The sequence below is a fragment of the Roseateles depolymerans genome (assembly GCF_003387155.1).
GTDB lineage: Bacteria > Pseudomonadota > Gammaproteobacteria > Burkholderiales > Burkholderiaceae_C > Roseateles > Roseateles depolymerans.
This window is the reverse complement of record NZ_QUMT01000001.1, coordinates 16,659-41,318: the sequence shown is the minus strand read 5'-3', so window position 1 is coordinate 41,318 and position 24,660 is coordinate 16,659. Positions and strand designations below refer to the sequence as shown.

Below are 24,660 nucleotides of genomic sequence, written 5' to 3'. Positions count from 1 at the left end.
TCACGGGTCGCTCGTCAGGCGGCCGGCTCCCATGCCCGGCTCACCGCCTCGCCCACATGCGCACGCCAGCTCTCTGACAAGGCCACCACCTTGCCGATGACCAGCAGCCCCGGGCTGGGCATGCCATGGCGCTCGATGTCGCCGGGCAATGCCTCCAATGTCGTGAAGCAGTCGCGCTGACGCGGCGTGTGGGCAGCGCTGACGATCACCGCAGGCGTCTGCGGCGACAGCCCGCCATCGATCAGCGCGCGGCAGATCACGCCGGCTCGCGTCAGTCCCATGTAGACGACCAGCGTCAGCCCGCTGCGCGCCAGCGCTGACCAGTCCGGTTGCTGCCCATGTTCCCCGTTGTGGCCCGTCACGAAGGCCACCCCGGGCGTGCAGCGCCGGTCCGTGACCGGCACTCCCACCGAGGCCGGCGCCGCCAGCCCCGCGGACAAGCCGTTGATCACTTCAACCGCCAGCCCCGCTTCCCGCAGCGCATCCACCTCTTCACCGCCCCGCCCGAACACAAACGGATCGCCGCCCTTGAGCCGCACCACGCGGGCGCCTGAGCGGGCTTCCCGGATCATCAGCTCGTGGATGAAGCGCTGTTCGGTCGACACGCAGCCGCCCCGCTTGCCCACCTTCAGCACCCGCGTCCGGGAGGGCAGGCATTCCAGTAATCGGGCATCCACGAGATCGTCGGTCAGCACGACGTCGGCCTGTTGCAGGCAGCGAAAGGCCTTGATCGTCAGCAGCTCCGGGTCACCCGGACCGGCTCCCACCAGCCAGACCGGACCGGTGCGGCCGGGCGACGTCGCGCCATGGGGGTTCTGGGCTGAACTCATATCACCTCCTCCGTGGACTGGGCCCATCGACGCAGCGTGGGCAGGCACGAGCCGCAGGACGTTCCGCAGCGGAGCGTGGCCTGCAGATGGGCCAGACGCTCGCTGGGGGGTGCGTCCGCATGACGGGCGAGACACGCCTTGATCGCGTCTTCCCGGACGTTGAAGCAGTTGCAGACTTGCGGACTGAGCCCCTGGGCCGGACCTTCGGCCTCGGGTGCCAGCAGCCGGCGACTGAACGGCGCCACTGGCACTTGGTCCCGCCAGAGCGCGTCCAGCCACTGAGCCTCCTGGCCTTCGCCCACGCGCAGCATCGCCTGGAGTCGCGCATCGGCGCCGGTTCCGGACAGGCGCAGCAGGCGGCTGCGTCCTCGCTGGCTGTCGGCATATCGCAGAACGCCCACGCCGGTGAGGCCCAGGACGCTGGCCAGAGCCTGCACGACGGCGTCCGAGGGACGATCGGCGAAGGCCAATTCCAGGGACCAGCCTTCCAGTGGCTCCTCCGTGGCAGCCTCGGTGTGCGTCAGTGTTGTGGCAGTCGCTGTCGCGGTCCCAGCCGCACTGACCGGCGCAGGCAGGCAGCACGCATACGCCGCCTGGTCCATCAACCCACGCAACTGGCGTCTCAGCGCCGCCCCCTCACCCGGCCCCACCCAGGCCGCGCCCACCAGGCGCCACGGCAACTCAACTGGCGTCACCGCCACGGCGGCAAACTTCAATTCCGGTTGGCGCGCATCCGGGCAGAACGCCGGCTGCGTCACGGCATTCACCCCGAGTTGCCCTTGTCCCCCGACGAACTCACTCCCCCAGTGCATCGGCAACCAGGCGGACTGCGGCGTCAACACAGCGTCCGATTGCAGCGGCAGGATGACCGACCCGCGGCGGGACGTGACCCGCACCAGCGCCCCATCCTTCAACCGACGCCGTTCCATATCCGCCGGATGAAGATGCAGCGCCGGCGTAGGCGCATGCGCAAACAAGCGCGGCACCGTACCGCTGCGGCTCATGCCGTGCCATTGATCCCGCAGGCGACCCGTGCTGAGCGCCATCGGAAACCGGGCGTCCTGCCGGTCCGCCGGCATCGCAAACGGCCGCACCACGAAACGGGCCCGACCATCCGCATGGGCGAAGCGCCGGTCCTCGTACAGCCGAGCCCGCCCCTGCTCCGCCCCCGCGGGGAACGGCCATTGCTGCGGCGCCGCCTCCAGCCGTTCATAACTCAGGCCGGAGATATCCAGGTCCTTTCCGCACGTGGCCGCCCGATGCTCCTCCCACAGCTGCTGCGGCCGGTCCCAGGCAAACAGGCTGTCGGCCCCCGGGCGGAGGACGGCTTCCATGCGCTGCGCCACGTCCCGCACGATCTGCCAGTCCGGTCGGGACGCGCCAGCGGGCGGCACTGCGGCGCGCACGCGGCTGATGCGGCGCTCGCTGTTGGTCACCGTGCCGTCCTTTTCACCCCAGGTGGCGGCGGGCAGCAGAATGTCGGCGAAGTCGGCGGTGGCCGTGCCGCCGAAGGCTTCCTGCAGCACCACCAGCTCGCAACGGGACAGCGCCTCACGCACCAGCGCCTGGTCCGGCATCGACTGGGCAGGATTGGTGCAGGCAATCCACAGCGCCTTGATCTCCCCGCGCGCAGCCGCCTCGAACATCTCCACCGCCGTGCACCCAGGGCGATCCGACAGCGGATCACAGCCCCACAGCGCGGCGATGGCGGCCCGGTCCTCGGCGGACGCAGGATCCCGATGCCCCGGCAGCAGTGTGGCCATGCCGCCGGTCTCGCGTCCCCCCATCGCATTGGGCTGGCCCGTCAACGAGAAGGGCCCAGCGCCGGGCCGGCCAATCTGTCCGGTCGCCAGATGCAGGTGGATCAGCGCCGTGTTCTTCGCCGCCCCGCTGCTGCTCTGGTTCAGGCCCATGCAGTAGAGAGACAGGCTGGCCGGTGAGCGGGCAAACCACTCTGCCGCCTGCAGCACCTGCGCCTCCTTCAGCCCCGTCAGCCGCGCGGTCTCGGCAGGCGTCATGGTGCGCACCAGGGCCTTGAGCGCGTCAAAGCCCTCGGTATGTTGGTCGATGAAGGGCCGGTCGATCCAGCCCTCCCAGATGCACGCATGCAGAAGGCCCTGAAACAGCGCCACATCGGTGCCGGGACGCAGCGGCAGGTGCAGGTCGGCGAACTCCGCAGTCTCCGTCCGCCGCGGGTCCACCACGATGATCTTCAGGTCTGGCCGGGCCGCCCGCGCCGCCTCGATGCGACGGAACAGCACCGGATGCGCCCAGGCCGTGTTGGTGCCGGCCAGGAACAGGCAGCTCGCCAGGTCCAGGTCCTCATAACAGGCCGGCGGCGCATCCGCGCCCAGCGTCTGTTTGTAGCCCACCACCGCCGCACTCATGCACAGCCGTGAGTTGCTGTCGATGTTGTTCGTGCCGACCAGACCCCGGGCCAGCTTGTTGAAGGCGTGATAGTCCTCGGTCAGCAACTGGCCAGAGATGTAGAAGCCGATGGCATCGCGACCATGACGGGCCCGCAGGTCCAGCAGCCGGTCCGCGATCTGCTGCTGCGCCGTGTCCCAGTCCACCGGCTGGAAGGACGCGCGCCGGTCCGCTCGCCACGCCGGCTGCAGCAGGCGCTGATGTTGCCGCACCATCGGACTGGCGGTGAGATGCAGCGTGGCGCCCTTTGTGCAGAGCCGCCCCGCATTGGCAGGATGGTCCGGATCCCCCCGCACGCCGGTGATGCACGGCCCGTCCGGCGTCTCGGTGGTGTCGATCAGCACACCGCAGCCGACGCCGCAGTAGGGGCAGGTCGATCGCGTGGTGCGGCCCATAACGCGGTGCTCAGCAGTTGACGCGGGTGCAGGGGCCGGCCTTCACCGGAGGCAGGTCCACGCCCACTGTGTCCAGTTCCTCGCCATCCAGCCACACCTGCCCCGCTTCGACCTTGACCCGAAACACCGGTGTGCGGCCTTCATCGGGCTCACGGGCACAGCCGCTGTCCAGCGAGATGGTCCAGTTGTGCAGCGGACAGGCCACTGCGCCGCCGAAGACGATGCCCTGGCTCAGCGGTCCGGCGCGATGCGGGCAGCGGTCCAGCAACGCGTGCACCTGATCGCCCGAGGTACGGAACAGAGCCACTTCCGGGCCCCGCTGGCGGGAGACACGGCGGGCGCCGAGCACGGGGATGTCGGTGACGGCGCAGATGGAGATCCAGGTCGGCATGGCGGCTCCTCAAGGGTGGGACTGCAACGCAGGTGAGGGGGCGGAGGCGGCTGAGACAGGCATCGCAGAGGAGGCAGGCAGAGCGGGCACCGCCAGCAGCGGATCAAACTGGCGCAGATCCACCTGCGCCTTGGTGAATTCAAACCAGGGGTCCGGCTCTCCATCGAGCGCGAACTGCAGCTCGGCCCACAAGGCACGGCGGCCTTCGTGGTCTTCCAGGATGCGCTGCTTCACGTGGTCCAGGCCCACCCGGCTGACGTAATGAACCGTGCGCTCCAGATACCAGCCCTCCTTGCGATAGAGCTGCATGAAGGCGCCGGTGTACTCCAGCACCTCTTCCGCGGTCCGGAGCTTGGTGAAGAAGTGGGCGACCTCGGTCTTGATGCCGCCGTTGCCAGCGATGTACATCTCCCAGCCGGAGTCCACGCCGATGATGCCGACATCCTTGATGCCGGCCTCGGCGCAGTTGCGCGGACAACCGCTGACCGCGAACTTGACCTTGTGCGGCGCATACATGCGCCACATGGCTCGCTCCAGGTCCTTGCCCATCTGGGTGCTGTCCTGCGTGCCCATGCGGCACCATTCGGAGCCCACGCAGGTCTTCACCGTGCGCAGGGCCTTGGCATAGGCATGGCCGCTGGGCATGCCGATGTCCCGCCAGACATGCACCAGGTCTTCCTTGCGCACCCCCAGCAGATCGATGCGCTGGCCACCAGTGACCTTGACGGTCGGGATGCGGTATTTGTCCACCGCATCGGCAATGCGGCGCAGCTCGGCGGCCGAGGTCTCTCCGCCCCACATGCGCGGGATCACTGAGTAGGTGCCGTCCTTCTGGATGTTGGCGTGGCTGCGCTCGTTGATGAAGCGCGACTGCGGGTCGTCCACCGCTTCCTTCGGCCAGGAGGAGATCAGGTAGTAATTGAGCGCCGGCCGGCAGGTGGCGCAGCCATTGGGGGTGGACCACTGCAGACGCTCGAAGACATCGCTCATGCGCACCAGATGGTCGCGGAAGATGGCGTCGCGCACTTCCTGGTGGCTCAGCTCGGTGCAGCCGCACACCGCCTTCTTGCGCGGCGTGGCGGAGTAGTCGCCGCCAGCGGTGAACATGATCAGTTGCTCCACAAGGCCGGTGCAGGACCCGCAGGATGCGCTGGCCTTGGTGTGCTTGCGGACCTCCTCCAGCGTGAACAGGCCCTTGTCCTTGATCGCCTTGCAGATGGCGCCCTTGCTCACGCCGTTGCAGCCGCAGACCTCGTCGCCATCGGCCATGGCGGCCGCCTTGTTGTGGCCCTGGTGGCCGACATCGCCGATGTTGCTCTCGCCAAACATCAGCCGGTCGCGGATGTCGCTGATCTTGCGGCCCTCCCGCAGCAGCTTGAAATACCAGCTGCCATCGACGGTGTCGCCATACAGGCACGCCCCCACCAGCCGGTCGTCCCGGATGACCAGCTTCTTGTAGACCCCGGCGAAGGGGTCGCTCATGACGATTTCTTCGGTGCCCGCCCCGCCCATGAAGTCTCCGGCGGAGAACAGGTCGATGCCGGTCACCTTGAGCTTGGTGCTGGTCTGGCTGCCCAGATAACGGCCGATGCCGAACTGCGCCAGATGATTGGCGCAGACCTTGCCCTGCTCGAACAGCGGCGCCACCAGGCCGTAGGCGATGCCACGATGCGCGGCGCATTCCCCCACGGCGTAGATGCGGGGGTCGGTCACCGTCTGCAGGGTGTCGGTCACCACGACGCCGCGCTGGCAATGGAGGCCGGCGCTCTCCGCAAGCGCGGTGTTGGGACGGATGCCGGCGGCCATCACCACCAGATCGGCCGGAATCTCCTGCCCATCCTTGAAACGCACCGCCATGACGCGGCCGTCTGCACCGCCGATCAGGGCCTCGGTCTGCGCCCCCATCAGGAAACGCAGGCCGCGGTCTTCCAGCGACTGGCGCAGCAGCGCGCCCGCCTGGTCGTCCAGCTGGCGCTCCATCAGCCACGGATGCAGATGGACCACGCTGACCTGCATGCCGCGCAGCATCAGCCCGTTGGCCGCTTCCAGCCCCAACAGGCCGCCGCCAATGACCACGGCGTGGCGGTAGCGCTGCGCCGCCTCGATCATGGTGTTGGTGTCGGCAATGTCGCGGTAGGCGATCACGCCGTCGAGCTCCTTGCCGGGCACCGGCAGGATGAAGGGCGACGAACCGGTGGCCAGCAGCAGCCGGTCGTAGACGGCTTCGGTGCCGTCGTGCGCCACCACGCGGCGGTTCACCCGATCAATCGTCTCCACCCGCTTGCCCAGGTGCAGCGTGATGCCGTGCTCCTCATACCAGGACAACGGGTTGAGGATGATCTCGTCCAGCGTCTGCTCCCCGGCCAGCACCGGGCTCAGCAGGATGCGGTTGTAGTTCGGATGCGGCTCCGCGCCGAACACGGTGATGTCGTAGAGATCCGGGGCGATCTTGAGCAGCTCTTCCAGCGTGCGCACGCCGGCCATGCCGTTGCCCACCATCACCAGTTTCATCTTCTTCATGCGGACACTCCAGAGAGGAGAGAACCAACGCCTGACGCCAGGGATCTAGGCCTGCGGCTCAGGCCGCCGACGCCTCGCCGTGACGGTGGCGGGTGTAGAGGAAGTCGATCACCGCCTTGCGGGCCTGCATGTAGACCGGGTCCTCCGCCAGTGCCACCCGGTCCCGGGGGCGTGGCAGCGTCACTGGATGGATCTCGCCGATGGTGGCGGCCGGGCCATTGGTCATCATCACGATGCGGTCGGACAGCAGCACCGCCTCGTCCACATCGTGCGTCACCATCACCACGGTGCTTTGGGTGGCGGCGACGATCTTCAGCAGCTCGTCCTGCAGATGCGCACGGGTGAGCGCATCCAGCGCGCCGAAGGGCTCGTCCATCAGCAGCACCTTGGGCTCCATGGCCAGCGCGCGGGCGATGCCCACTCGCTGCTTCATGCCGCCGGAGATCTCATGCGGGCGCTTGCTCATTGCATGCGCCATGCCGACCAACTGCAGGGCCGCTTCGGTCCGGGCGACGAGCTGCGGCCGGGCTTCGCGCGCACCAAAAACGGTCTCCACCGCCAGCATCACATTGTCGAAACAGCTGAGCCACGGCAGCAGCGAATGGTTCTGGAAGACCACCGCGCGCTCCGGCCCCGGGCCGGCGATTTCGCGGCCGTCGCACAGCAGTCCACCGCGGGTGGGCCGCAGCAGGCCGGCGATCAGATTCAGGAGCGTCGATTTGCCGCAGCCGGAATGGCCGATCAGCGAGACGAATTCCCCACGGGCGATGTCGAGGGAAATGTCCCGCAGCGCCGGGAAACGGCCCTGCCGGGTGATGAAGGTCATCTCGGCCTGCTGCACGCTCACAAAGGCTTGAGTCATGTCGCGCTCCTCATTCAAAGCGGCGGGCCAGCGAGACCAGCGCCCATTCCAGCAGCATGCCCACCAGGCCGATCACGAAGATGGCGATGATGATGTGCTGGACATTCAGGTTGTTCCATTCATCCCAGACCCAGAAGCCGATGCCCACGCCCCCGGTGAGCATCTCCGCCGCCACGATCACCAGCCAGGCGGTCCCCACCGACAGGCGCACGCCCGTCAGCAGGTAGGGCAGCACGGCCGGCAGCAGGATGCGGGTGACCAGCTTCCATTCGGACAGGCGCAGCACACGGGCCACATTGAGATAGTCCTGCGGCACCCGCTGGACCCCCACCGCCGTGTTCACCACCATCGGCCATATGCTGCAGATGAAGATGGTCCAGATGGCGGCCGGATTGGCGCTCTTGAACACCAGCAGGCCGATCGGCAGCCAGGCCAGCGGAGACACCGGCTTGAGCAGGCTGATGAGCGGGTTGAGCATGCGGCTGGCGAATTCGAAACGGCCGATGACAAAGCCCAGCGGAATGCCCACGGCTGCAGCCAGGCCGAAGCCCAGGCCGACGCGCTGCAGCGAATTCAGCACGTTCCAGCCGATGCCCTGGTCGTTGGGGCCGTTGCGGTAGAACGGATCGGAGAAGAGCTTGACCGCGGCGTCCCAGGTCACGCCTGGCGTGGGGAAGGCGCCGCCCTTCTGCGTGGCAATCTGCCAGCACAGCAACAGCAGCGCCATGCCCGCGACGGGCGGCAGCAATTGCCAGGCCCATGCGCGCAGCGCCGTGAGCATCCGGTCGCGAAACGGCGGGACGCCCGAGGCACTGCCAGCCGCAGGGCCGCCTGCGTCGGTGGCGCGCGTGGCAAGCGCTGCGGGCGTTGCGTGTGTGGCTGCGTGCGTGGCGGACGTTACGGACGACGCGCCATCGCCTGCGCCCGCCTCCTTGGCCATCAGCGGCACGACGTTTGCAGCGGGGACTGCCGGCGGCGCCGGGCTGTCGTCACGCGGGGAATGGAAGACGGCACTCACCATGTCTTGCTCCGGGTTGGATGGAAGCGGTGGAAGCGAGGGAAGCGGCGAAGTCGATAGAGCAGGCAGCGGGGCTGCGGCGTTCACGCCTTGACCTTGAAGCTGTCGGCATACCGCGCCGGGTCCTTGCCGTCCCACACCACGCCGTCCATCAGCTTGCTGCTGCGCATGCTGTCCTTGGGCACACTCACCCCAAGGGCCGACGCCGCGGACTTGTAGAGGTCGATCTGATTGATCTGCCGCGCCACGCCGAGATAGTCCGGATGCTCCTTGATCAGGCCCCAGCGCTTGTGCTGGGTCAGGAACCACATGCCGTCGGACAGGTACGGGAAGTTCACCGCCCCGTCGTTGAAGAACTTCATGTAGTGCGGGTCGTCCCAGGTCTTGCCCAAGCCATTCTGGTAGCGACCCAGGATGCGCTGGTTGATGGCGTCCACGCTGGTGTTCACATAGGCCTTGTCCGCAATCGTCTCGGCCATCTTCTGCTTGTTGGAGAGGCTGGCGTCGATCCAGCGGCTGGCCTCCAGCACGGCCATGACGACGGCGCGCGCGGTGTTGGGATACTTCTTGACGAAGTCACCGGTCGTGCCCAGCACCTTCTCCGGGTGGTCGCGCCAGATGTCCTGCGTGGTCACGGCGGTGATGCCGATGTTGTCGATGATGGCCCGGTGGCCCCAGGGCTCGCCGACGCAAAAGCCATCCATGTTGCCCACCCGCATATTGGCCACCATTTGGGGCGGCGGCACGGTGATGACCTTGGCCTCCTTCATCGGATGGATGCCCGCACTGGCCAGCCAGTAATACAGCCACATCGCGTGCGTGCCGGTGGGGAAGGTCTGGGCGAAGGTGTAGTCCCGCTTGTCCTTCTGCATCACCTTGGCCAGCGAGGTGATGTCGCTCGCGCCGGCATCGGCCAGCTTGCGGGAGAGCGTGATGGCCTGCCCGTTGTTGTTCAGGGTCATCAGCACGGCCATGTCCTTCTTCGGACCGGCCACGCCCAGGTGCACGCCATAGACCAGCCCGTACAGCACATGGGCCATGTCCAGCTCGCCGTTGACCAGCTTGTCGCGCACACCCGCCCAGGAAGCCTCCTTGGTCGGCACGATCTTGATGCCGTATTTCTTGTCGAAACCCAGCGCGGCGGCCATCACCACCGAGGCGCAGTCGGTCAGCGGAATGAAGCCGATGCGGACTTCCTCCTTCTCCGGCTTGTCCGATCCCGCAGCCCAGGCCGTGGGCAAGGCCGACAGGCCTGTGAGTGCCGCGCCGGTGGCGAGCAACTGGCGACGCTCAGCACTCATCAGACCCTCCTGTGTGGTGGTGGAACGCTTGGAATCCTTCGAACCTGGATGCATGCGGGGACCTCCGGATCCGCGGGGGCTGCAACCCGCGGAAGGCAGACAGACAAAACAAAAAGGCGCCTCGATCACTGGCCTGCCGCATGGAGCGGCAGACACCGGATCGGACGCCTTTGTCCAATTTCGCCGATGGCTTCGAGGGTCACGCCGTTGTGGCCCTCACTCAGTCCTTTGCAGGAAGCGTGCCAGCGGGGCTCAAAGCGATGGCATGCTGCGGGGGTTCTCCTCTGAGAGCCGTTCCATCACAGGCAGGCACGCGGCCAGCATGCCTCGGCGCTGGCTGGCCCCGCCATGCACGATTGCGTGGCATCGCGCGTTGCATTGGTGCGTGGCCTTGGTGCGCTGGATGGGTGCGCGGCGGCGATGCGTCCATGTGCTGCCGCCCGCCTCGCGTCAGCCGGGCCGCAGCAGGTCGTGCGCATCGATGACCCGCTGCGCTACCTGCACCAGCGTCTCTCCGCGGTCCATGGCCAGCTTGCGCAGGCGTTGATAGGCCTTGTCCTCGTCCAGGCCCATTTCGCTCATCAGGATGCCCTTGGCCCGCTCGATGTGCTTGCGGGAGGCCAGCTGTTCCTGGGCCTTGTTCAGCTCGTCGCGCAGCGCCCGGTCTTGCTCGAAGCGGGCAATGGCCACGTGCAGCACCGGCGCCAGGCGCTGGGTCTGCAGGCCCGCCACGACATAGGCGCTGACCCCGGCCTGGATGGCGCGGCGCATGGGGGTCTGGTCGGCGTCTTCGGCGAACACCACGACCGGACGCGGCATGCGGGCCGACAGGGTCGCCAGGTTCTCCAGCGTGTCCCGCGTCGGAGACTCCGCATCCACGATCACCACATCCGGCTGCAGGCGCAGCACGCAGTCGTGAATGAGGGTGGCCTGCTCGATCACGCCCACCACCTCGCAGCCCTGGCGCGCCAGCTCTTCGCTGATCAGATGCACCCGGTGGGCGCCATCATCGATCAGCAAAACCCGCAGGCCCTGGGTGGCAGGCAAAGGGACGCCGGCGCCCTCTGGGGAGGGATCCGGCGCAGCAGTGGCGGGGGGACGTGGGGCTTTCACATCGGGCCGCGGGCGCAAGTTCCATGCCGTCGGCCCGATCGCTGCTTTCAAGGGTATACCCTTGGATCCCGTTTACGTTAACGTCAATCGACGCCTAGAATCGGCCGCATCGGGATGCCCAGCGTCGCCACGAGCGACACGGTCCGCACACAGACGGGCGCGGGCGACCCAGCAGGAGACTATCCATGACCGAGCTGTCCGCCGAGTACAAGGCCCTGGCCGAGTACCGCCCCACCCACAAGGTCCGCTTCGTGACCGCCGCCAGTCTGTTCGACGGGCACGACGCCGCCATCAACATCATGCGGCGCATTCTTCAGGGCATGGGGGCGGAGGTGATCCACCTCGGCCACAACCGCTCGGTGGACGAGGTGGTGACCGCCGCCTTGCAGGAAGATGCCCAGGGCATCGCCGTCAGCAGCTACCAGGGCGGCCACGTCGAATACTTCAAGTACATGGTGGAGCTGCTGCGCCAGCGCGGCGGTGAAGGCATCCAGGTGTTCGGCGGGGGCGGCGGCGTGATCGTGCCGGCCGAGATCCGCGACCTCAATGAACACGGCGTGCGCATCTACAGCCCGGAGGACGGGCAGCGCATGGGCCTGCAGGGCATGATCGGCGAAATGCTGATGCGCTGCGACAAGGCGCTCGCTGCTCAAGCGCCCTACTCCCTCGATGCGCTGCAGGGCCACGATGAAGCAGCCTGGCGTGCGCTGGCGCGCGTCATCACGGCGCTGGAGAACGAGCAATCCGACCCCGGGTTCCAGGCCTTCACCCAGTCCCTGCGCGACGCCGCCGCCGGCCTGCGGGTGCCTGTGCTGGGCATCACCGGCACCGGCGGTGCGGGCAAGTCCAGCCTGACTGATGAGCTCATCCGCCGACTGCGTCTGGATGAGGACGATCGCCTGCGCGTGGCGGTCATCTCCATCGACCCGTCGCGGCGCAAGAGCGGCGGTGCGCTGCTGGGCGACCGCATTCGCATGAATGCCATCAGCCCCTGGGCAGCGGGGCCGCGCGTCTACATGCGCTCGCTGGCGACGCGAGACTTCGGGTCCGAGATCTCCAAGGCGCTGCCGGATGTGATCGCGGCGGCCAAGGTGGCCGGCTTCGACCTGGTGATCGTGGAGACGTCCGGCATCGGCCAGGGGGACGCCGCCATCGTGCCGCATGTGGATGTGCCGATGTATGTGATGACGCCGGAGTTCGGCGCGGCCAGCCAGCTCGAGAAGATCGACATGCTGGACTTCGCCGAGTTCGTGGCCATCAACAAGTTCGACCGCAAGGGCGCGGCGGATGCCTGGCGCGACGTGGCCAAGCAGGTGCAGCGCAATCGCGAAGCCTGGGGACGCAAGCCGGAAGAGATGCCGGTCTTCGGCACCATGGCCAGCCGCTTCAATGATGACGGCGTGACGGCGCTCTACCAGGCCCTCAAGCCGCGCCTGGCCGAGCTGGGCCTGGGCCTGACCGGCGGCCGCCTGCCGGTGGCCAGCACCCGCTTCAGTACCCACCAGACGCCCATCGTGCCGCCGGCCCGCGCCCGGTACCTGGCCGAGATCGCCGATGCGGTGCGCGGCTACAAGCGTCGCGCACGGGCCCAGGCCCGGCTGGCGCGTGAAGTGCAGCAGTTGCAGGCCAGCGCCACCATGCTGACCGAGTCGGATGGATCGTTCGACGTCACCGCGCTGCAGACGCTGGCGCAGGCCCGCCAGGCGCGGCTGGACGCCGATGCCCGCGAGCTGCTGAGCCGCTGGCCGCAGGTGCAGCAGGCCTATGCGGGCGATGAATTCGTCGTGAAGATCCGCGACCGCGAACAGCGCACCGCCCTGGTCTCCACCAGCCTCTCCGGCACCCGCGTGCGCAAGGTCGTGCTGCCGCAGTATGAAGATCACGGCGAACTGCTGAAGTGGCTGATGCTGGAGAACCTGCCCGGCTACTTCCCGTTCACCGCCGGGGTGTTCCCCTTCAAGCGCGAAGGCGAGGACCCGACCCGGATGTTTGCCGGCGAAGGCGATGCCTTCCGCACCAACCGCCGCTTCAAGCTCGTGTCCGAAGGCATGCCGGCCAAGCGCCTGTCCACCGCCTTCGATTCGGTGACGCTTTACGGCGCCGACCCGGCGCCGCGCCCCGACATCTACGGCAAGGTGGGCAACTCCGGCGTAAGCATCGCCACGCTGGACGACATGAAGGTGCTCTACGACGGCTTCGACCTTTGCGATCCGGCCACCTCGGTCTCGATGACGATCAACGGCCCGGCGCCCACCATCCTGGCGATGTTCATGAACACCGCCATCGACCAGCGCCTGGAGCGCTTCCGCGCCGAGGAAGGCCGCGAGCCGAGCGCGGAAGAAGCGGCTCAGCTGCGTGCCACCGTGCTGTCGCAGGTGCGGGGCACGGTGCAGGCCGACATCCTGAAGGAGGACCAGGGCCAGAACACCTGCATCTTCTCGACCGAGTTCTCGCTGAAGGTGATGGGCGACATCGCCGACTACTTCGTGCGGCACAACGTCCGCAATTTCTATTCGGTCTCGATCAGCGGCTATCACATCGCCGAGGCGGGCGCGAACCCCATCTCGCAGTTGGCCTTCACCCTGTCCAACGGCTTCACCTTCGTGGAAGCCTATCTGGCCCGGGGCATGCACATCGACGACTTCGCGCCCAACCTGAGCTTCTTCTTCAGCAACGGCATGGACCCGGAATACACGGTGCTGGGCCGGGTGGCGCGCCGCATCTGGGCGGTGGCCATGCGCGACCGCTACGGCGCCAACGAGCGCAGCCAAAAGCTCAAATACCACGTGCAGACATCGGGCCGCAGCCTGCATGCGCAGGAGATCGCCTTCAACGACATCCGCACCACGCTGCAGGCGCTGATTGCCATCTACGACAACTGCAACTCGCTGCACACCAATGCCTACGACGAGGCCATCACCACCCCCACCGAGGAATCGGTGCGGCGGGCCATGGCCATCCAGCTCATCATCAATCGCGAGTGGGGCCTGGCCAAGAACGAGAACCCGAGCCAGGGCGCCTTCATCATCGAGGAGCTGACCGAACTGGTGGAAGAAGCGGTGCTGGCGGAATTCGAGCGCATCGCCGAACGTGGCGGCGTGCTGGGCGCGATGGAGACGGGCTACCAGCGGGGCCGCATCCAGGAAGAGTCGATGCACTACGAGATGCTCAAGCACACCGGCGAGTACCCCATCATCGGCGTGAACACCTTCCGCAATCCGCATGGGGACCCGGTGCCCGAGCACATCGAGCTGGCCCGTTCCACCGAGCAGGAGAAAACCAGCCAGCTGCAACGCCTGGCGGCCTTCCAGTCCCGCCATGCCGACGCCAGCCCGGCCATGCTGCAGCGCCTGCAGCAGGCGGTGATCGACAACGGCAATGTGTTTGAAGTGCTGATGGACGCGGTGCGGGTCTGCTCCCTGGGTCAGATCACGTCGGCACTGTTCGAGGTGGGCGGCCAATACCGGCGCAGCATGTGACATCGGACACCCTGGGGAGGACCCTCCCCCCCTTGGCACGAGGACTGCATTCTGGCACCTTAGGGCGCCCCGCACGACCTGGCGCTTCGGATCGCCAGGCGCCAGGTATCCTCGTCAGCCAAGCTCCAAAGGCGCGCACTCGGGAGGTGCACGATGGGACTGCTCCGGAATGTCAATACAGGCACCCGCCTGGCCCTGGCCTTTGGCCTGATGCTGGTGCTGCTGGTGTTGATCTCAGCACTCGGCATCCGTGGCAGCGGGCGCGTCTTCAGCGAGCTCAAGACGCTCTATGAGGACCGCACCCTGCCGCTGAAGCAGATCGGCGACATCGACGGCCTGATGCTGCGCAACCGCATCCTGGTGATGGAGATGCTGCGCGAGCCCGCCCGTCTGCCCGAGCTGGACGCACAGCTGCAGACCAACATCGGCAAGGTGTCCGAGATCTGGAAGACCTACCTGGCCACTTACCTCACCGACGAAGAGCGACGCCTGGCGTCGGCCTTGACGGAGGTCCGCACCCGCTATGTCAAGGAAGGCCTGCTGGCCGCCCGTGACGCGCTCAGGAGCGGCGACGTGGCGGGAGCGCAGGCGATGTACGGCGAACGCATCGTGCCGCTGGGCAACCAGGCCAAGGCCGCGATTGATGCGCTGCTGGACCTGCAGGTCCGGGTGGGCGCCGAGTCCTATCGTGAAGCCGAAGCCACCAGCGCTTCGGTGCGGCTGTGGTGTCTCACTGCAACCGGCCTGGCCGTTCTGCTGGCAATGCTGGCCGCCTGGATGACCACCCGCTCCATCACCGAGCCGATGAAGGAAGCGGTGACCTTCGCCGAGGCGGTGGCGGAAGGCGACTTGCGAGAACGCAGCGCGAGCACCGGCGCGGACGAAGCGGCTCGCCTGGTGGCGGCCCTCGCGGCCATGACCGACTCCCTGCGAGGCATCGTCACGCGCGTTCGCGGCAGCAGCGAAAGCATCGCCACCGGCTCCAGCGAGATCGCCACCGGCAGCCTGGATCTGAGCCAGCGCACCGAGGAACAGGCCAGCAGCCTCCAGGAGACGGCTGCGTCCATGGAGCAGCTCACCAGCACGGTCCACAACAACGCGGCTACGGCGGGACAGGCCAATACCCTCGCATCAGAAGCAGCCCGCGCTGCAGATGCCGGCGGGACCGTGGTGTCCGACCTCGTCAAAACCATGGACGGCATCAGCGCCTCGTCGCGCAAGATCGCCGACATCATCGGGGTGATCGACAGCATCGCCTTCCAGACCAACATCCTGGCACTGAATGCGGCGGTCGAGGCCGCGCGCGCCGGAGAACAGGGTCGAGGGTTTGCGGTGGTGGCCTCCGAGGTGCGGGCCCTGGCCCAGCGGTCGGCGCAGGCAGCGCGCGAGATCAAGACCCTGATCACCCATAGCGCCGATCAGGTGGCCTCCGGCTCCCAGCGGGCGGGCGATGCGGGTCAGGCGATGCAGGGCATCGTGGGGCAGGTCCGCCAGGTGAGCGTACTGATCGAGGAGATCGCGTCGGCCAGCCAGGAGCAGTCGCGCGGCATCCAGCAGATCGGTCTGGCGGTGACGCAACTGGACCAGGTCACGCAGCAGAACGCCGCCCTGGTCGAGGAAAGCAGCGCGGCCGCGGACAGCCTTCAGCAACAAGCCGCGGAGCTTGCGGATCTGGTGCGGGTCTTCAAGCTGGCCTAGTTCTGGGTAGCGCATTCGTAAGCCTGGCGTAGGAACTGTGAGGACAGCGCTGCCCCGCGCAGCGTTGTCCCGGACGGCGGCCTCCGGCCGTGACAAGTGGCTCAGTCGCCCCTGCCCGTGCGCTTGCCGCTCGCGTCCCCCGACTCCCATAATCAACGTACACATCATGAGACGTTGGGGGTTGCGATGCTGTTCCAGAAACTCAACCGGATGAAGATCACCACGCTGCTGCAGGTCGGCTTTGCGGCGGTGCTGGCGATGGCGGCCTTGATGACCGGCGTCGGCGTCTACAAGCTGCGCGAGATGATGCGTCTGAGTGACGCGCTGCATGAGCAGGAGCAGCGCCGCACCATGGCCTTCCAGTGGCGCGGCTCCACCGAGCTCAACCTGAACCGGGTGATGTCCATCGCCAAGTCCGGCGGTCAGCAGCAGCTGATCGACTATCTGGGCGGGCAGATGAGCAAGACCACCGAGCGCATCAATGAGCTGCAGGCCAAGCTCGAGTCCGACATCGAGGACAAGGACCAGAAAGCGCAGATGGCCCTCATCGCCCAGGCCCGCAAGCGCTACGTGGACATTCGCAAGTCCGTGATGGAGGCCATCAAGGCAGACCCGGCCAGCGGCCAGCGCCAGGTGGACCAGACGCTCGCACCTGCGGCGGCCGACTATCTGGCCACCGTGGACAAGCTGACCGCGTTGATCGCCGAAGACACCGACGACTTCGCCAAAGAGCAGGCGCGGCAGGCCCGTGAGGCCGCCAGCCTGATGATCGTGCTGACCGGACTGGCCGTGGTGCTGGGCGTGCTCATCGCCTGGCGCATCACGCGCTCGGTACGGGCACCGATGGTGCATGCCGGCGAGGTGGCCGCCACCATCGCCAGCGGGGACCTGAGTCAGGACATCCATGTCGAGCGCAGTGACGAGATCGGCGTGTTGCTGCGGGAACTCAGCCGCATGCAGGACTCGCTGCGGCGCATGGTCAGCCAGGTGCGGGAAGGCACCGAGACCATCAACGTCGCCACCCGGGAGATCGCCACCGGCAACCAGGACCTGTCCGCACGGACCGAGTCGACGGCGTCCAATCTGCAGGAGACGGCGTCGTCGCTGGAAGAGCTCACCGGCACGGTGGCCCACACCGCCAGTTCGGCCCGTCAGGCCAATGACCTCGTCAGCGAAGCCCGCAATTCCGCGTCCAAGGGGGGCGCAGTGGTGGGTGAGGTGGTGCAGGTGATGCAGCAGATCGAAACCAGCTCGCGCAAGATCAACGACATCATCGGCGTGATCGACGGCATCGCCTTCCAGACCAACATCCTGGCGCTGAATGCGGCAGTCGAGGCGGCCCGGGCGGGTGAACAGGGTCGCGGGTTCGCCGTGGTCGCCGGCGAGGTGCGGGCGCTCGCCCAGCGCAGTGCCACGGCCGCCAAGGAGATCAAGGCGCTGATCGGCGAGAGCGTGGAGCGGGTGTCCGCCGGCACCCGTCTGGTGACCGATGCCGGCGAGACGATGAGCGAGATCGTGCAGGGCGTGCGACGGGTGGCGGAAATCGTCAATGAGATTGCCACCGCGGCTGCGGAGCAGAGCGGCGGCATCGGGCAGGTGAACGTGGCCGTCCAGCGGCTGGACGAGATGACGCAGCAGAACGCCGCCCTGGTGGAAGAGTCCGCGGCGGCCGCCGGTTCCCTGCAGAACCAGGCCCAGCAGCTCAATGAGCTGGTCAGCGCGTTCCGGTTGGTCAGGCGCTGAATGCTCCAGCAAGCCCACCCATCAAGGAATCACGGCCAGGAACAGAAACACCACAAACACGACCATGTGGACCGCCCCCTGCAGGACGGTGGCTCGCCCACCGCCCAGGGTCAGGCCGCCTACGATGAAGGTCAGGAACAGCAGCACCATGCTCAGCGGCGAGAGCCCCAGCACCAGCGAATGCGGGAACAGGGGTGAGAGCACCGCCACCGTTGGAATCGTCAGGCCAATGCTGGCCAGACCCGACCCCAGCGCGAGGTTCAGACTGGTCTGCAGCCGGTTGTGAAGCGCCGCGCGAACGGCGGCCACCGTCTCGGGCAGCAGCACCAGCAGCGCCACGATCACCCCCACCAGCGACGGCGGCGCGCCGATGCTGCTGACCGCTTTCTCGATGGTGGGTGCCAGCAGTTTGGCCAGGCCCACCACCCCCACCAGGCACGCCATCAGCAGTGCCAGGCTCACCAGCGCCACCCGGTTGCTGGGCGGCTCGGCGTGGGTGTGCTGGTCGTCCGCACCGGTGACCGGCAGGAAGTAGTCGCGGTGGCGGACGGCCTGCACGAACACGAAGGCGCCATAGAGCACCAGCGACACCGCGCCCGCGAAGAACAGCTGGCTTCGGGTGAAGGTGGGGCCCGGCGAGCTGGTGGTGAAGGCGGGCAGCACCAGCGTCAGGACCGACAAGGCAGCCAGCACCGCCAGCGTGGGGCTGGTGCCGTCCACCCGGAATCGCAGCACCTGATGCTTCCATCCGCCGACCAGGATGCACAGTCCCAGCACGCCGTTGCACACGATCATGATGGCGGAGAAGACGGTGTCTCTGGCCAGCGTATTGGTGGTTTCGCCGCCTGCCAGCATCAGCGAGACGATCAGGGCGACCTCGATCACGGTCACCGCCACCGCCAGCACCAGTGAGCCGTACGGTTCACCGACCCGATGGGCGACGACCTCGGCATGGTGCACCGCCGCGAGCACCGCGGCGATCAGCAGCACGCTGACCAGTGACAGGACCAGCCATCCTCCACCGCCGCCAAGTCCCAGCAGCGCGCCAACGGCGGCCACGGGAGCCAGCAAGGTCCAGAGGGGCAATGCCGCGGGCAGGCGGCTCAGGAAGGAGGAGGTGGTGGTGGCAGACATGGTCCGAGCATAGACCACGCCGCGCGGGGGCCGACGCGGGCCCAGGCTTCAGGCGCTTGCGTCCGGCGCGAAGGGCGGCCTGCCGGGGTGGGCACCGGTGGACGATGCAGGCGCCGGCGCCGCGCTGTCCTGCACATGGACGCGGTTGCGTCCCGCGCCCTTGGCTTGGTAGAGCGCCTGGTCCACCAGCGTGAAGAGCTGTTCCGCGCTCAGATGCTCATGCGGCTGCGCGATGACCACGCCGGCTGACACGGTGATCCGAAAGACCTCCCCGCATGCATGCCGGATCTGCAGCGCCTGGACGCCCTCGCGGATCTGCTCGACCAGCCGGGAGGCGCCGGCCTGGTCGGTGGACGGCAGCACCAGCACGAATTCTTCGCCGCCCCATCGGCCCATGACATCGGACGCCCGCAGCCGTCGCCGCACCTCCGCCACGAAGCATTGCAGCGCCGTGTCGCCGGCGCTGTGGCCGTGGGTGTCGTTGACGACCTTGAAGTGATCGAGATCCAGCAGCACGAAGCCCACTGGCGTGTTCTCACGGCGCCCGCGTTCCAGTTCATGGCGCAGCAGCGCATCGGCGGTGGCGCGGTTGAGGCAGCCGGTCAGCGCGTCGGTGGAGGCCATGTCCTCCATGCGCCTGGCCACGCGCTCGAAGTTGGCCAGCACGAAGCCGAAGCCGGCGCCGATGAGGCAGATGAAACTGAAGAGGAAGGTCAGGCCCTGGCCGAGGCTGCTTTGCAGAAGGTGCTGATAGTCCTCGGGATGGCGCGCGGCATGGACCGCTCGCAGCAGCAGGCTGCCCGTGGCCAGGATCAGGGTGAGGGCCACGCTGCGCAGCGAGTATTCGGCGCGCCAGCCGGGACCCAGCAGCACCCCGATGCCGGGCAGCAGCAGCGTCGCGAACAGCAGCGAGATGCCGATGGTGCGCAGATACAGGGGCCAGGCCAGCATCCAGGCGATGAGCAGGCAGGCGACGGCCGGGGCGCCCCACAACCACCAGCGGGGCAGGCCGCGCCCGGTGACGTGGCGATGGATGCCTTCGCAGTACATCACGATGCCGACGGCGATGAGGCCGTTGCCCCCGACGGCAGAGAACCAGAGCGGGAGGAAGATGCGGGACGCGAGGAGGCAGAAGCCGAAGAGCAGGAGCCAGGAGCCCCAGGTCCAGACGCCCAGGTCGAGATAGCGCAGACGGCTCCGACGGGCTATCCACAGTTGAACACCCAGCATCGCAAAGCCGCTGAGCAGTGCCAGCATCAATGTGGGGATGTGAATCATCACCGCAAATTATGCGCTCTGTGGATACAGGCCCCCCAGTCGCTTCGCTCCTGCCCCCGAGGGGCGCCACCCGGCGGTCTGGCAAAGCCAGTCCCGCGGGTGTGGCTTGATGGGCACGGCCACGGGGGCCGTGCGGGGGGCGGCGGAGCGTGGGAGCTTTGGGCAGGAGCGAAGCGACTGGGGGCTACATTCTTGTGATCAGGGCTTGGGCGGCGGCGGGGGCGCGTTCCTTGGCGCCGCTGATGAAGAGGAGGTAGACGTCGCGCGGCTGGGGCGCGGGGACGTGGCTCGGGTCGATCAGGGGCAGGCCCGTCGGCTGGGAGCCGGATTGCCAGGTGCGCACGCTCGCGGCAAGGGCGTCCAGTGTCGGCGCGTCAACGCCCGTGGTCAGCTCGGAGCGGGTCCGCATGATGCGGGTGTAGACAAAATCCGCGGTGAGATCCGGGAGGGGCGGGTAGTCGTCGGATTCGGTGAAGACCACTCCCACCCCATGTCGGCGTGCCAGCGACAGGAAGGCCGGCGTGCGGAAGCTGTCGTGACGGACGTCCACCGCATGTCGCAGCGGCAGGCCCGAGAGCTTCGCCGGCAGCAGGTCCAGGAATGCCGCGAAATCGTCCGGGTCGAAACGCTTGGTCGGCGCAAACTGCCACAGGATCGGGCCCAGCTTCTCGCCCAGCTCCGACAGCCCACTGTTGAGGAAATGCTGGACCGACTCGCCCGCCTCGGCCAGGACGCGCCGGTTGGTCGTCAGGCGGTGGGCCTTGATCGAAAATTCAAAGCCGTCCGGCGTGGCCTCGCGCCATTTGGCAAAGGTCGCCGGACGCTGCGTGCTGTAGTAGGTGCCGTTGATCTCAATGACGCTCAGCCGGCGGCTGGCGTAGTACAACTCCTTGGCCGCTGAGACCTCCGGCGGGTAGAAGGTCTCGCGCCACGGTGCATAGGTCCAGCCCCCCACACCCACCCGGATCGATGCCGTCCCTGCAGCGGAGGAAGCTCCGCGAAGCTCGCTCATGTCGTCTCCAAGAGTTGATTCAGGCGGCTGCGGCCCCGCCGAGTCACCGTCAGCGCCCGGCTGTCCAGCGCCGGCTCCAGCCAGCCCTGCGCCAACAAGGTCTGCAGCCACACCGCTCCCAGCGCACCGCCCAGATGCGGCCGCCGCTCGCTCCAGTCCATGCAGGCACAGGCCGGGCGCCGACGCCCCTGCTGTGCCGCCCCAAGATCCACCCCGAGTGCCTGCCAGGCCTCCAGACCCAGAGGCAGGATCAGATAACCACCGGGGCTGCCCTCCTGCGGCTCGATCCAGCCGCGACTCAGCGCATGGTCATGCAGGCGCACGCCCCATTGGCCCGCCAGGTGGTCGTAGCACCGCCGGGCCTCACGCAATGCAATCGGTGTGCTCGGCTCAAAGCTCGGGCGGGCTTGACCCGCCACCACCAGCAGGGCCTCCAAAGCCTGCCCGACCGTGTCGTCCGCCAAGCGGTAGTAACGGTGCCGCCCCTGCGCCATGCAGACCACCAGTCCCTGCGACAGCAAACGTGCCAGATGCGCACTCGCCGTCGAAGCGGCGACCTCGCCGACCGCCGCCAGCTCGGTCGCCGTCCGTGCATGTCCATCCATCAGGCAGCACAGCATGCGCGCTCGAACGGGCTCCGCCATGCTCCCCGCAATGTGGGCCAGCGCTTCGTCCGCGGTCAGGTGCGCATTCATGTTTCGATCCTAAGCGAAGCATGCTCGTCGGCAGTGGCAGACCATGTCGGTGTCCCCGGTTTCACTCCCTTCCCACCTGTCACCCATGCCCCCCACGACGCCCTGCCCCCATGCCTTGCTGCATCACCCCGATCTGGGCGTGCGCCCGCCCGGTCAGCCGCGGCCCGCCACGCTGGCCCGTGCAGGCGGCCCCCTGGCTGACGTGTTTGTCCGATGGTTGCGGCAACGGGATGACGCACGGCATGCCGGGGAGAAAGCGCTGCTTACCCAGGTGCTGCGATCCCTGCCCGATGAAGCGGTCCGGCGCGAGGCGCAGCGGCAGGCTGCTATGGCGGCGGGGGAGCATGGCTGGGACCACTGGGTCTGGGCCGTGCCTGCTGCGACCGTGGCCGGGCTGCTTGGGATGAACATGGGCTCGGTGGATGAGCAGCGTGCGTTGGTGCGTCGCCTTCGAGCGGTCGCAGCGGCGCTGGCGGAAAACGCTTCGCCCTGCGCGGTGCAAGCCGGGAATCAGGCGACCGAGGCGCTGCTGCTGGCCCTGCGTGACGCCGAGGCCACGGCCCCGGATGCTCCGCTGCAGCATTCCTGGCTGCATGGCACCGCTGGCTATCGCTGGGCCGATGCGCTGACCGGCCAGGCCCATCGGCTGTCGATGCTGTGGCAGAGCCATGAAGCCGGGACGGCGCTGTTGGGGCATGGGCTTCTTCATCTGGTGAGGACCGGGTTGGCGCCGGGTCGCGAAGGGCTTCGCGACATCGCCAGTGGCGGCGGTGCCGTGCGGCTGACGCGTCGGTTTGCGCAGCGGACGACCGAGGTGTCAGGGCGCCTGGTGGCGGCCGGCACGCTCTTGGCGGTCTCGCTGACAGACCGGTCTCTGATCTTCGGCGAAGGCCCCCATCGGTGCCCCGGCGAAAGCCTGGCCCTCACGACCGCGGAGGCTGCGCTGGAATGGGCGGCTGGGCAGACGGTGCGTGCGCTGCCTGCGGGCCATTACACAGTTGCGTTGCCCAATATGGCGCTGGTGATGTTTGAATCGGGGGCGTCTCCAACGCTCGACCAGGGAGACGTCGCATGATCGCGGTGATCTTCGAGGTGGTGCCGGCCGATGGCCAGCGTGAGCACTATCTGCAACGGGCCGCGGACCTGCGATCGGTTCTGGAGACGATGGATGGGTTCATCAGCATCGAACGTTTCCAGAGCCTGAGCGACTCGCGCCGGATGCTGTCCTTGTCGTTTTGGCGTGATGAGGACGCGGTGCGGGCCTGGCGGCAGTTGGACGAGCATCGGGCCGCGCAGGTGGCCGGGCGCGCAGGGGTGTTTCACGACTATCGGCTGAGAGTGGCGGAGGTGGTGCGAGACTACGGGCTGCATCAGCGCGACGAGGCCCCGCGCGACAGCCAGCAAGTGCACGGCGGAGCGACTCCGCGGTCACGGTGAGGCCACAGACTCCGTACGCGAGGCAGGCATGCGCCGTGCTACAACGCCGTATTCAAGGAGAGCCTGCATGTCCCGTTCTGATCGTTTCCCTTTCGCTTCCCAGCGCAAAATCCTGCAGACGATGGCCGCCACCGGCCTGGTCGTCGCCGCCCTGGCAGTTGTCTGGCCCGGCAGCGCCCACGCTGCCGAGTCCGATGCCATCGGAGAGGTGGACACGGTGTTCAAGCTGATCGGGCCCGATCACAAAATCGTGGTGGATGCCTATGACGATCCCGGCGTGCAAGGGGTCACCTGCTTTGTGTCTCGCGCCAAGACCGGTGGCGTCAAGGGTGCGTTGGGGTTGGCCGAAGACAAGTCGGATGCGTCGATCGCATGTCGTGCCGTCGGGCCGATCAGTTTTCCGAAGCCGCTGCCGCGGCAGGAAGAAGTATTCTCGGAACGACGCTCGCTCGTCTTCAAGCGGCTTCGAGTGGTCCGAATGATCGATCCGAAGCGCAATACGCTGGTGTATCTGACGTATTCGGATCGGGTGATCGAAGGGTCGCCGCAGAACAGCGTGACAGCAGTGCCGGTGGATCGGGGGACGCCGATTCCGTTGAAGTAAATGCTTCTTTGCCTTCGCTCGAAAGTCACGGCCGGGGGCTTCTTTGCTCCATGTCATTCCTGTCCGGCTGCGCCGGCCATTCCCTTCTTAACTTCCGCAAAGAAGCCCCCGGCCGCGCCTTTCTGATACGGTGGTCCGCCACGTACTTTAAGGAGCGGCTGTCCTCCGGTAGTGGCCTGCCTCGCTTTGTTTGCGGCGCAAATCAATCGGTCGTGGGGGTCTTGTGCGCTGTGTTCTAGGCAGTGCGGTTCAAAGCGAATCCTTCATCCAACCAGCCAGTGATGCCGCCGATCATCAACTTGACCGGTCGGCCCAGTCGCGCCAGGCGCACAGCGCCACGGTGCCCACCGTTGCAGTGTGGGCCCGCGCAATAGACCACAAACAGCGTGTCCTTCGGGTATGCGGCCATCTTGCCCTCGGTGATCTTGCCGTGCGGCAATGACATCGCGCCCGGGACATGCCCCTCCGCATACAACGCAGCACTGCGCACATCCACCAGCACAAAACCCGGCTCCCCGCTCGACATCGCGTCATGCACGTCCCAGCAGTCCGTCTCAAAGCGGAAGGCCTGCTCGAAGTGCGCCAATGCGTCCGCGCTGGCTGCTGGCGGCACAGCAGTCACAGCATTGGTTGGGCTTGTGGGCAGAGGGGGGGTCGGGATCATGCCTGCTCCTGCGTTGGCGCTTTGAATGCAGTCAGTGTCTCGTTGGATCACCGGGCGGG

19 protein-coding genes are annotated in these 24,660 nt (G+C 67.4%); 6 read left to right on the top strand and 13 right to left on the bottom strand.

Annotation, left to right across the window (positions count from 1 at the left end; genetic code table 11):
* Positions 1 to 14: 14 nt before the first annotated feature.
* The 8 genes from cobA to DES44_RS00140 all read right to left on the bottom strand — a co-directional run bounded on the left by cobA (position 15) and on the right by DES44_RS00140 (position 10,791).
* Positions 15 to 830, bottom strand: a complete 816-nt coding sequence (gene cobA, locus DES44_RS00175; protein ID WP_058936718.1) for a uroporphyrinogen-III C-methyltransferase — start codon at positions 828 to 830, stop codon at positions 15 to 17.
* Entirely contained in the window at positions 827 to 3,652 is a 2,826-nt protein-coding gene (locus tag DES44_RS00170) for a nitrate reductase (RefSeq protein ID WP_058936719.1), read from the bottom strand. Before DES44_RS00170 ends, cobA begins: the two co-directional genes overlap by 4 nt.
* Before the next feature lie 10 nt (positions 3,653 to 3,662).
* Positions 3,663 to 4,043, bottom strand: a complete 381-nt coding sequence (gene nirD, locus DES44_RS00165; protein WP_058936720.1) for a nitrite reductase small subunit NirD — start codon at positions 4,041 to 4,043, stop codon at positions 3,663 to 3,665.
* 9 nt (positions 4,044 to 4,052) lie between these two features.
* A complete protein-coding gene (gene nirB / locus DES44_RS00160; protein WP_058936721.1) occupies positions 4,053 to 6,563 on the bottom strand; it encodes a nitrite reductase large subunit NirB in 2,511 nt (836 codons plus the stop codon).
* Positions 6,564 to 6,621: 58 nt separating this feature from the next.
* On the bottom strand, positions 6,622 to 7,425 hold the full coding sequence (locus DES44_RS00155; protein WP_058936722.1) for an ABC transporter ATP-binding protein: 804 nt from the start codon (positions 7,423 to 7,425) through the stop codon (positions 6,622 to 6,624).
* Between the two features lie 10 nt (positions 7,426 to 7,435).
* Positions 7,436 to 8,446 (bottom strand): nitrate ABC transporter permease, encoded by a 1,011-nt coding sequence (gene ntrB, locus DES44_RS00150; RefSeq protein ID WP_058936723.1) that lies wholly within the window; start codon positions 8,444 to 8,446, stop codon positions 7,436 to 7,438.
* A gap of 80 nt (positions 8,447 to 8,526) precedes the next feature.
* Positions 8,527 to 9,744: a CmpA/NrtA family ABC transporter substrate-binding protein gene (locus DES44_RS00145; protein WP_116001382.1), complete on the bottom strand. Its 1,218-nt coding sequence runs from the start codon at positions 9,742 to 9,744 to the stop codon at positions 8,527 to 8,529.
* Between the two features lie 450 nt (positions 9,745 to 10,194).
* Positions 10,195 to 10,791: an ANTAR domain-containing response regulator gene (locus tag DES44_RS00140; RefSeq protein WP_058936725.1), complete on the bottom strand. Its 597-nt coding sequence runs from the start codon at positions 10,789 to 10,791 to the stop codon at positions 10,195 to 10,197.
* Between the two features lie 251 nt (positions 10,792 to 11,042).
* Between DES44_RS00140 and icmF the strand changes: the two genes are divergently transcribed.
* The 3 genes from icmF to DES44_RS25865 all read left to right on the top strand — a co-directional run bounded on the left by icmF (position 11,043) and on the right by DES44_RS25865 (position 17,777).
* The gene (gene icmF, locus DES44_RS00135; protein WP_058936726.1) at positions 11,043 to 14,336 is read left to right on the top strand and encodes a fused isobutyryl-CoA mutase/GTPase IcmF; all 3,294 of its coding nucleotides are present in this window, start codon (positions 11,043 to 11,045) and stop codon (positions 14,334 to 14,336) included.
* 153 nt (positions 14,337 to 14,489) lie between these two features.
* Positions 14,490 to 16,034, top strand: a complete 1,545-nt coding sequence (locus tag DES44_RS25870; protein WP_058936727.1) for a methyl-accepting chemotaxis protein — start codon at positions 14,490 to 14,492, stop codon at positions 16,032 to 16,034.
* 186 nt (positions 16,035 to 16,220) lie between these two features.
* Complete coding sequence (locus DES44_RS25865; RefSeq protein ID WP_058936728.1) at positions 16,221 to 17,777, top strand: methyl-accepting chemotaxis protein; 1,557 nt, start codon at positions 16,221 to 16,223, stop codon at positions 17,775 to 17,777.
* Positions 17,778 to 17,798: 21 nt separating this feature from the next.
* On the opposite strand, the gene DES44_RS00120 is transcribed toward DES44_RS25865, so the two are convergent.
* The 4 genes from DES44_RS00120 to DES44_RS00105 form a co-directional block, all read right to left on the bottom strand.
* On the bottom strand, positions 17,799 to 18,911 hold the full coding sequence (locus DES44_RS00120; protein ID WP_058937646.1) for a calcium:cation antiporter: 1,113 nt from the start codon (positions 18,909 to 18,911) through the stop codon (positions 17,799 to 17,801).
* Positions 18,912 to 18,959: 48 nt separating this feature from the next.
* A complete protein-coding gene (locus DES44_RS00115) occupies positions 18,960 to 20,189 on the bottom strand; it encodes a GGDEF domain-containing protein (protein WP_083525902.1) in 1,230 nt (409 codons plus the stop codon).
* Positions 20,190 to 20,373: 184 nt separating this feature from the next.
* Positions 20,374 to 21,201, bottom strand: coding sequence for a DUF72 domain-containing protein (locus tag DES44_RS00110; RefSeq protein WP_058936730.1), 828 nt, complete (start codon positions 21,199 to 21,201; stop codon positions 20,374 to 20,376).
* The gene (locus DES44_RS00105) at positions 21,198 to 21,896 is read right to left on the bottom strand and encodes an ArsR/SmtB family transcription factor (protein WP_058936731.1); all 699 of its coding nucleotides are present in this window, start codon (positions 21,894 to 21,896) and stop codon (positions 21,198 to 21,200) included. Before DES44_RS00105 ends, DES44_RS00110 begins: the two co-directional genes overlap by 4 nt.
* Before the next feature lie 85 nt (positions 21,897 to 21,981).
* Here DES44_RS00105 and DES44_RS00100 point away from each other — a divergent pair, with 85 nt between their 5' ends.
* The 3 genes from DES44_RS00100 to DES44_RS00090 all read left to right on the top strand — a co-directional run bounded on the left by DES44_RS00100 (position 21,982) and on the right by DES44_RS00090 (position 23,937).
* Positions 21,982 to 22,971 (top strand): cytochrome P450 family protein, encoded by a 990-nt coding sequence (locus DES44_RS00100; RefSeq protein WP_116001238.1) that lies wholly within the window; start codon positions 21,982 to 21,984, stop codon positions 22,969 to 22,971.
* Entirely contained in the window at positions 22,968 to 23,333 is a 366-nt protein-coding gene (locus DES44_RS00095; protein WP_058936733.1) for an antibiotic biosynthesis monooxygenase family protein, read from the top strand. The genes DES44_RS00100 and DES44_RS00095 overlap by 4 nt, the downstream gene beginning before the upstream one ends.
* 121 nt (positions 23,334 to 23,454) lie before the next feature.
* On the top strand, positions 23,455 to 23,937 hold the full coding sequence (locus DES44_RS00090) for a CreA family protein (protein ID WP_058937647.1): 483 nt from the start codon (positions 23,455 to 23,457) through the stop codon (positions 23,935 to 23,937).
* 235 nt (positions 23,938 to 24,172) lie between these two features.
* Here DES44_RS00090 and DES44_RS00085 read toward each other — a convergent pair whose 3' ends face one another.
* Positions 24,173 to 24,601 (bottom strand): rhodanese-like domain-containing protein, encoded by a 429-nt coding sequence (locus DES44_RS00085; protein ID WP_058936734.1) that lies wholly within the window; start codon positions 24,599 to 24,601, stop codon positions 24,173 to 24,175.
* Positions 24,602 to 24,660 lie beyond the last annotated feature (59 nt).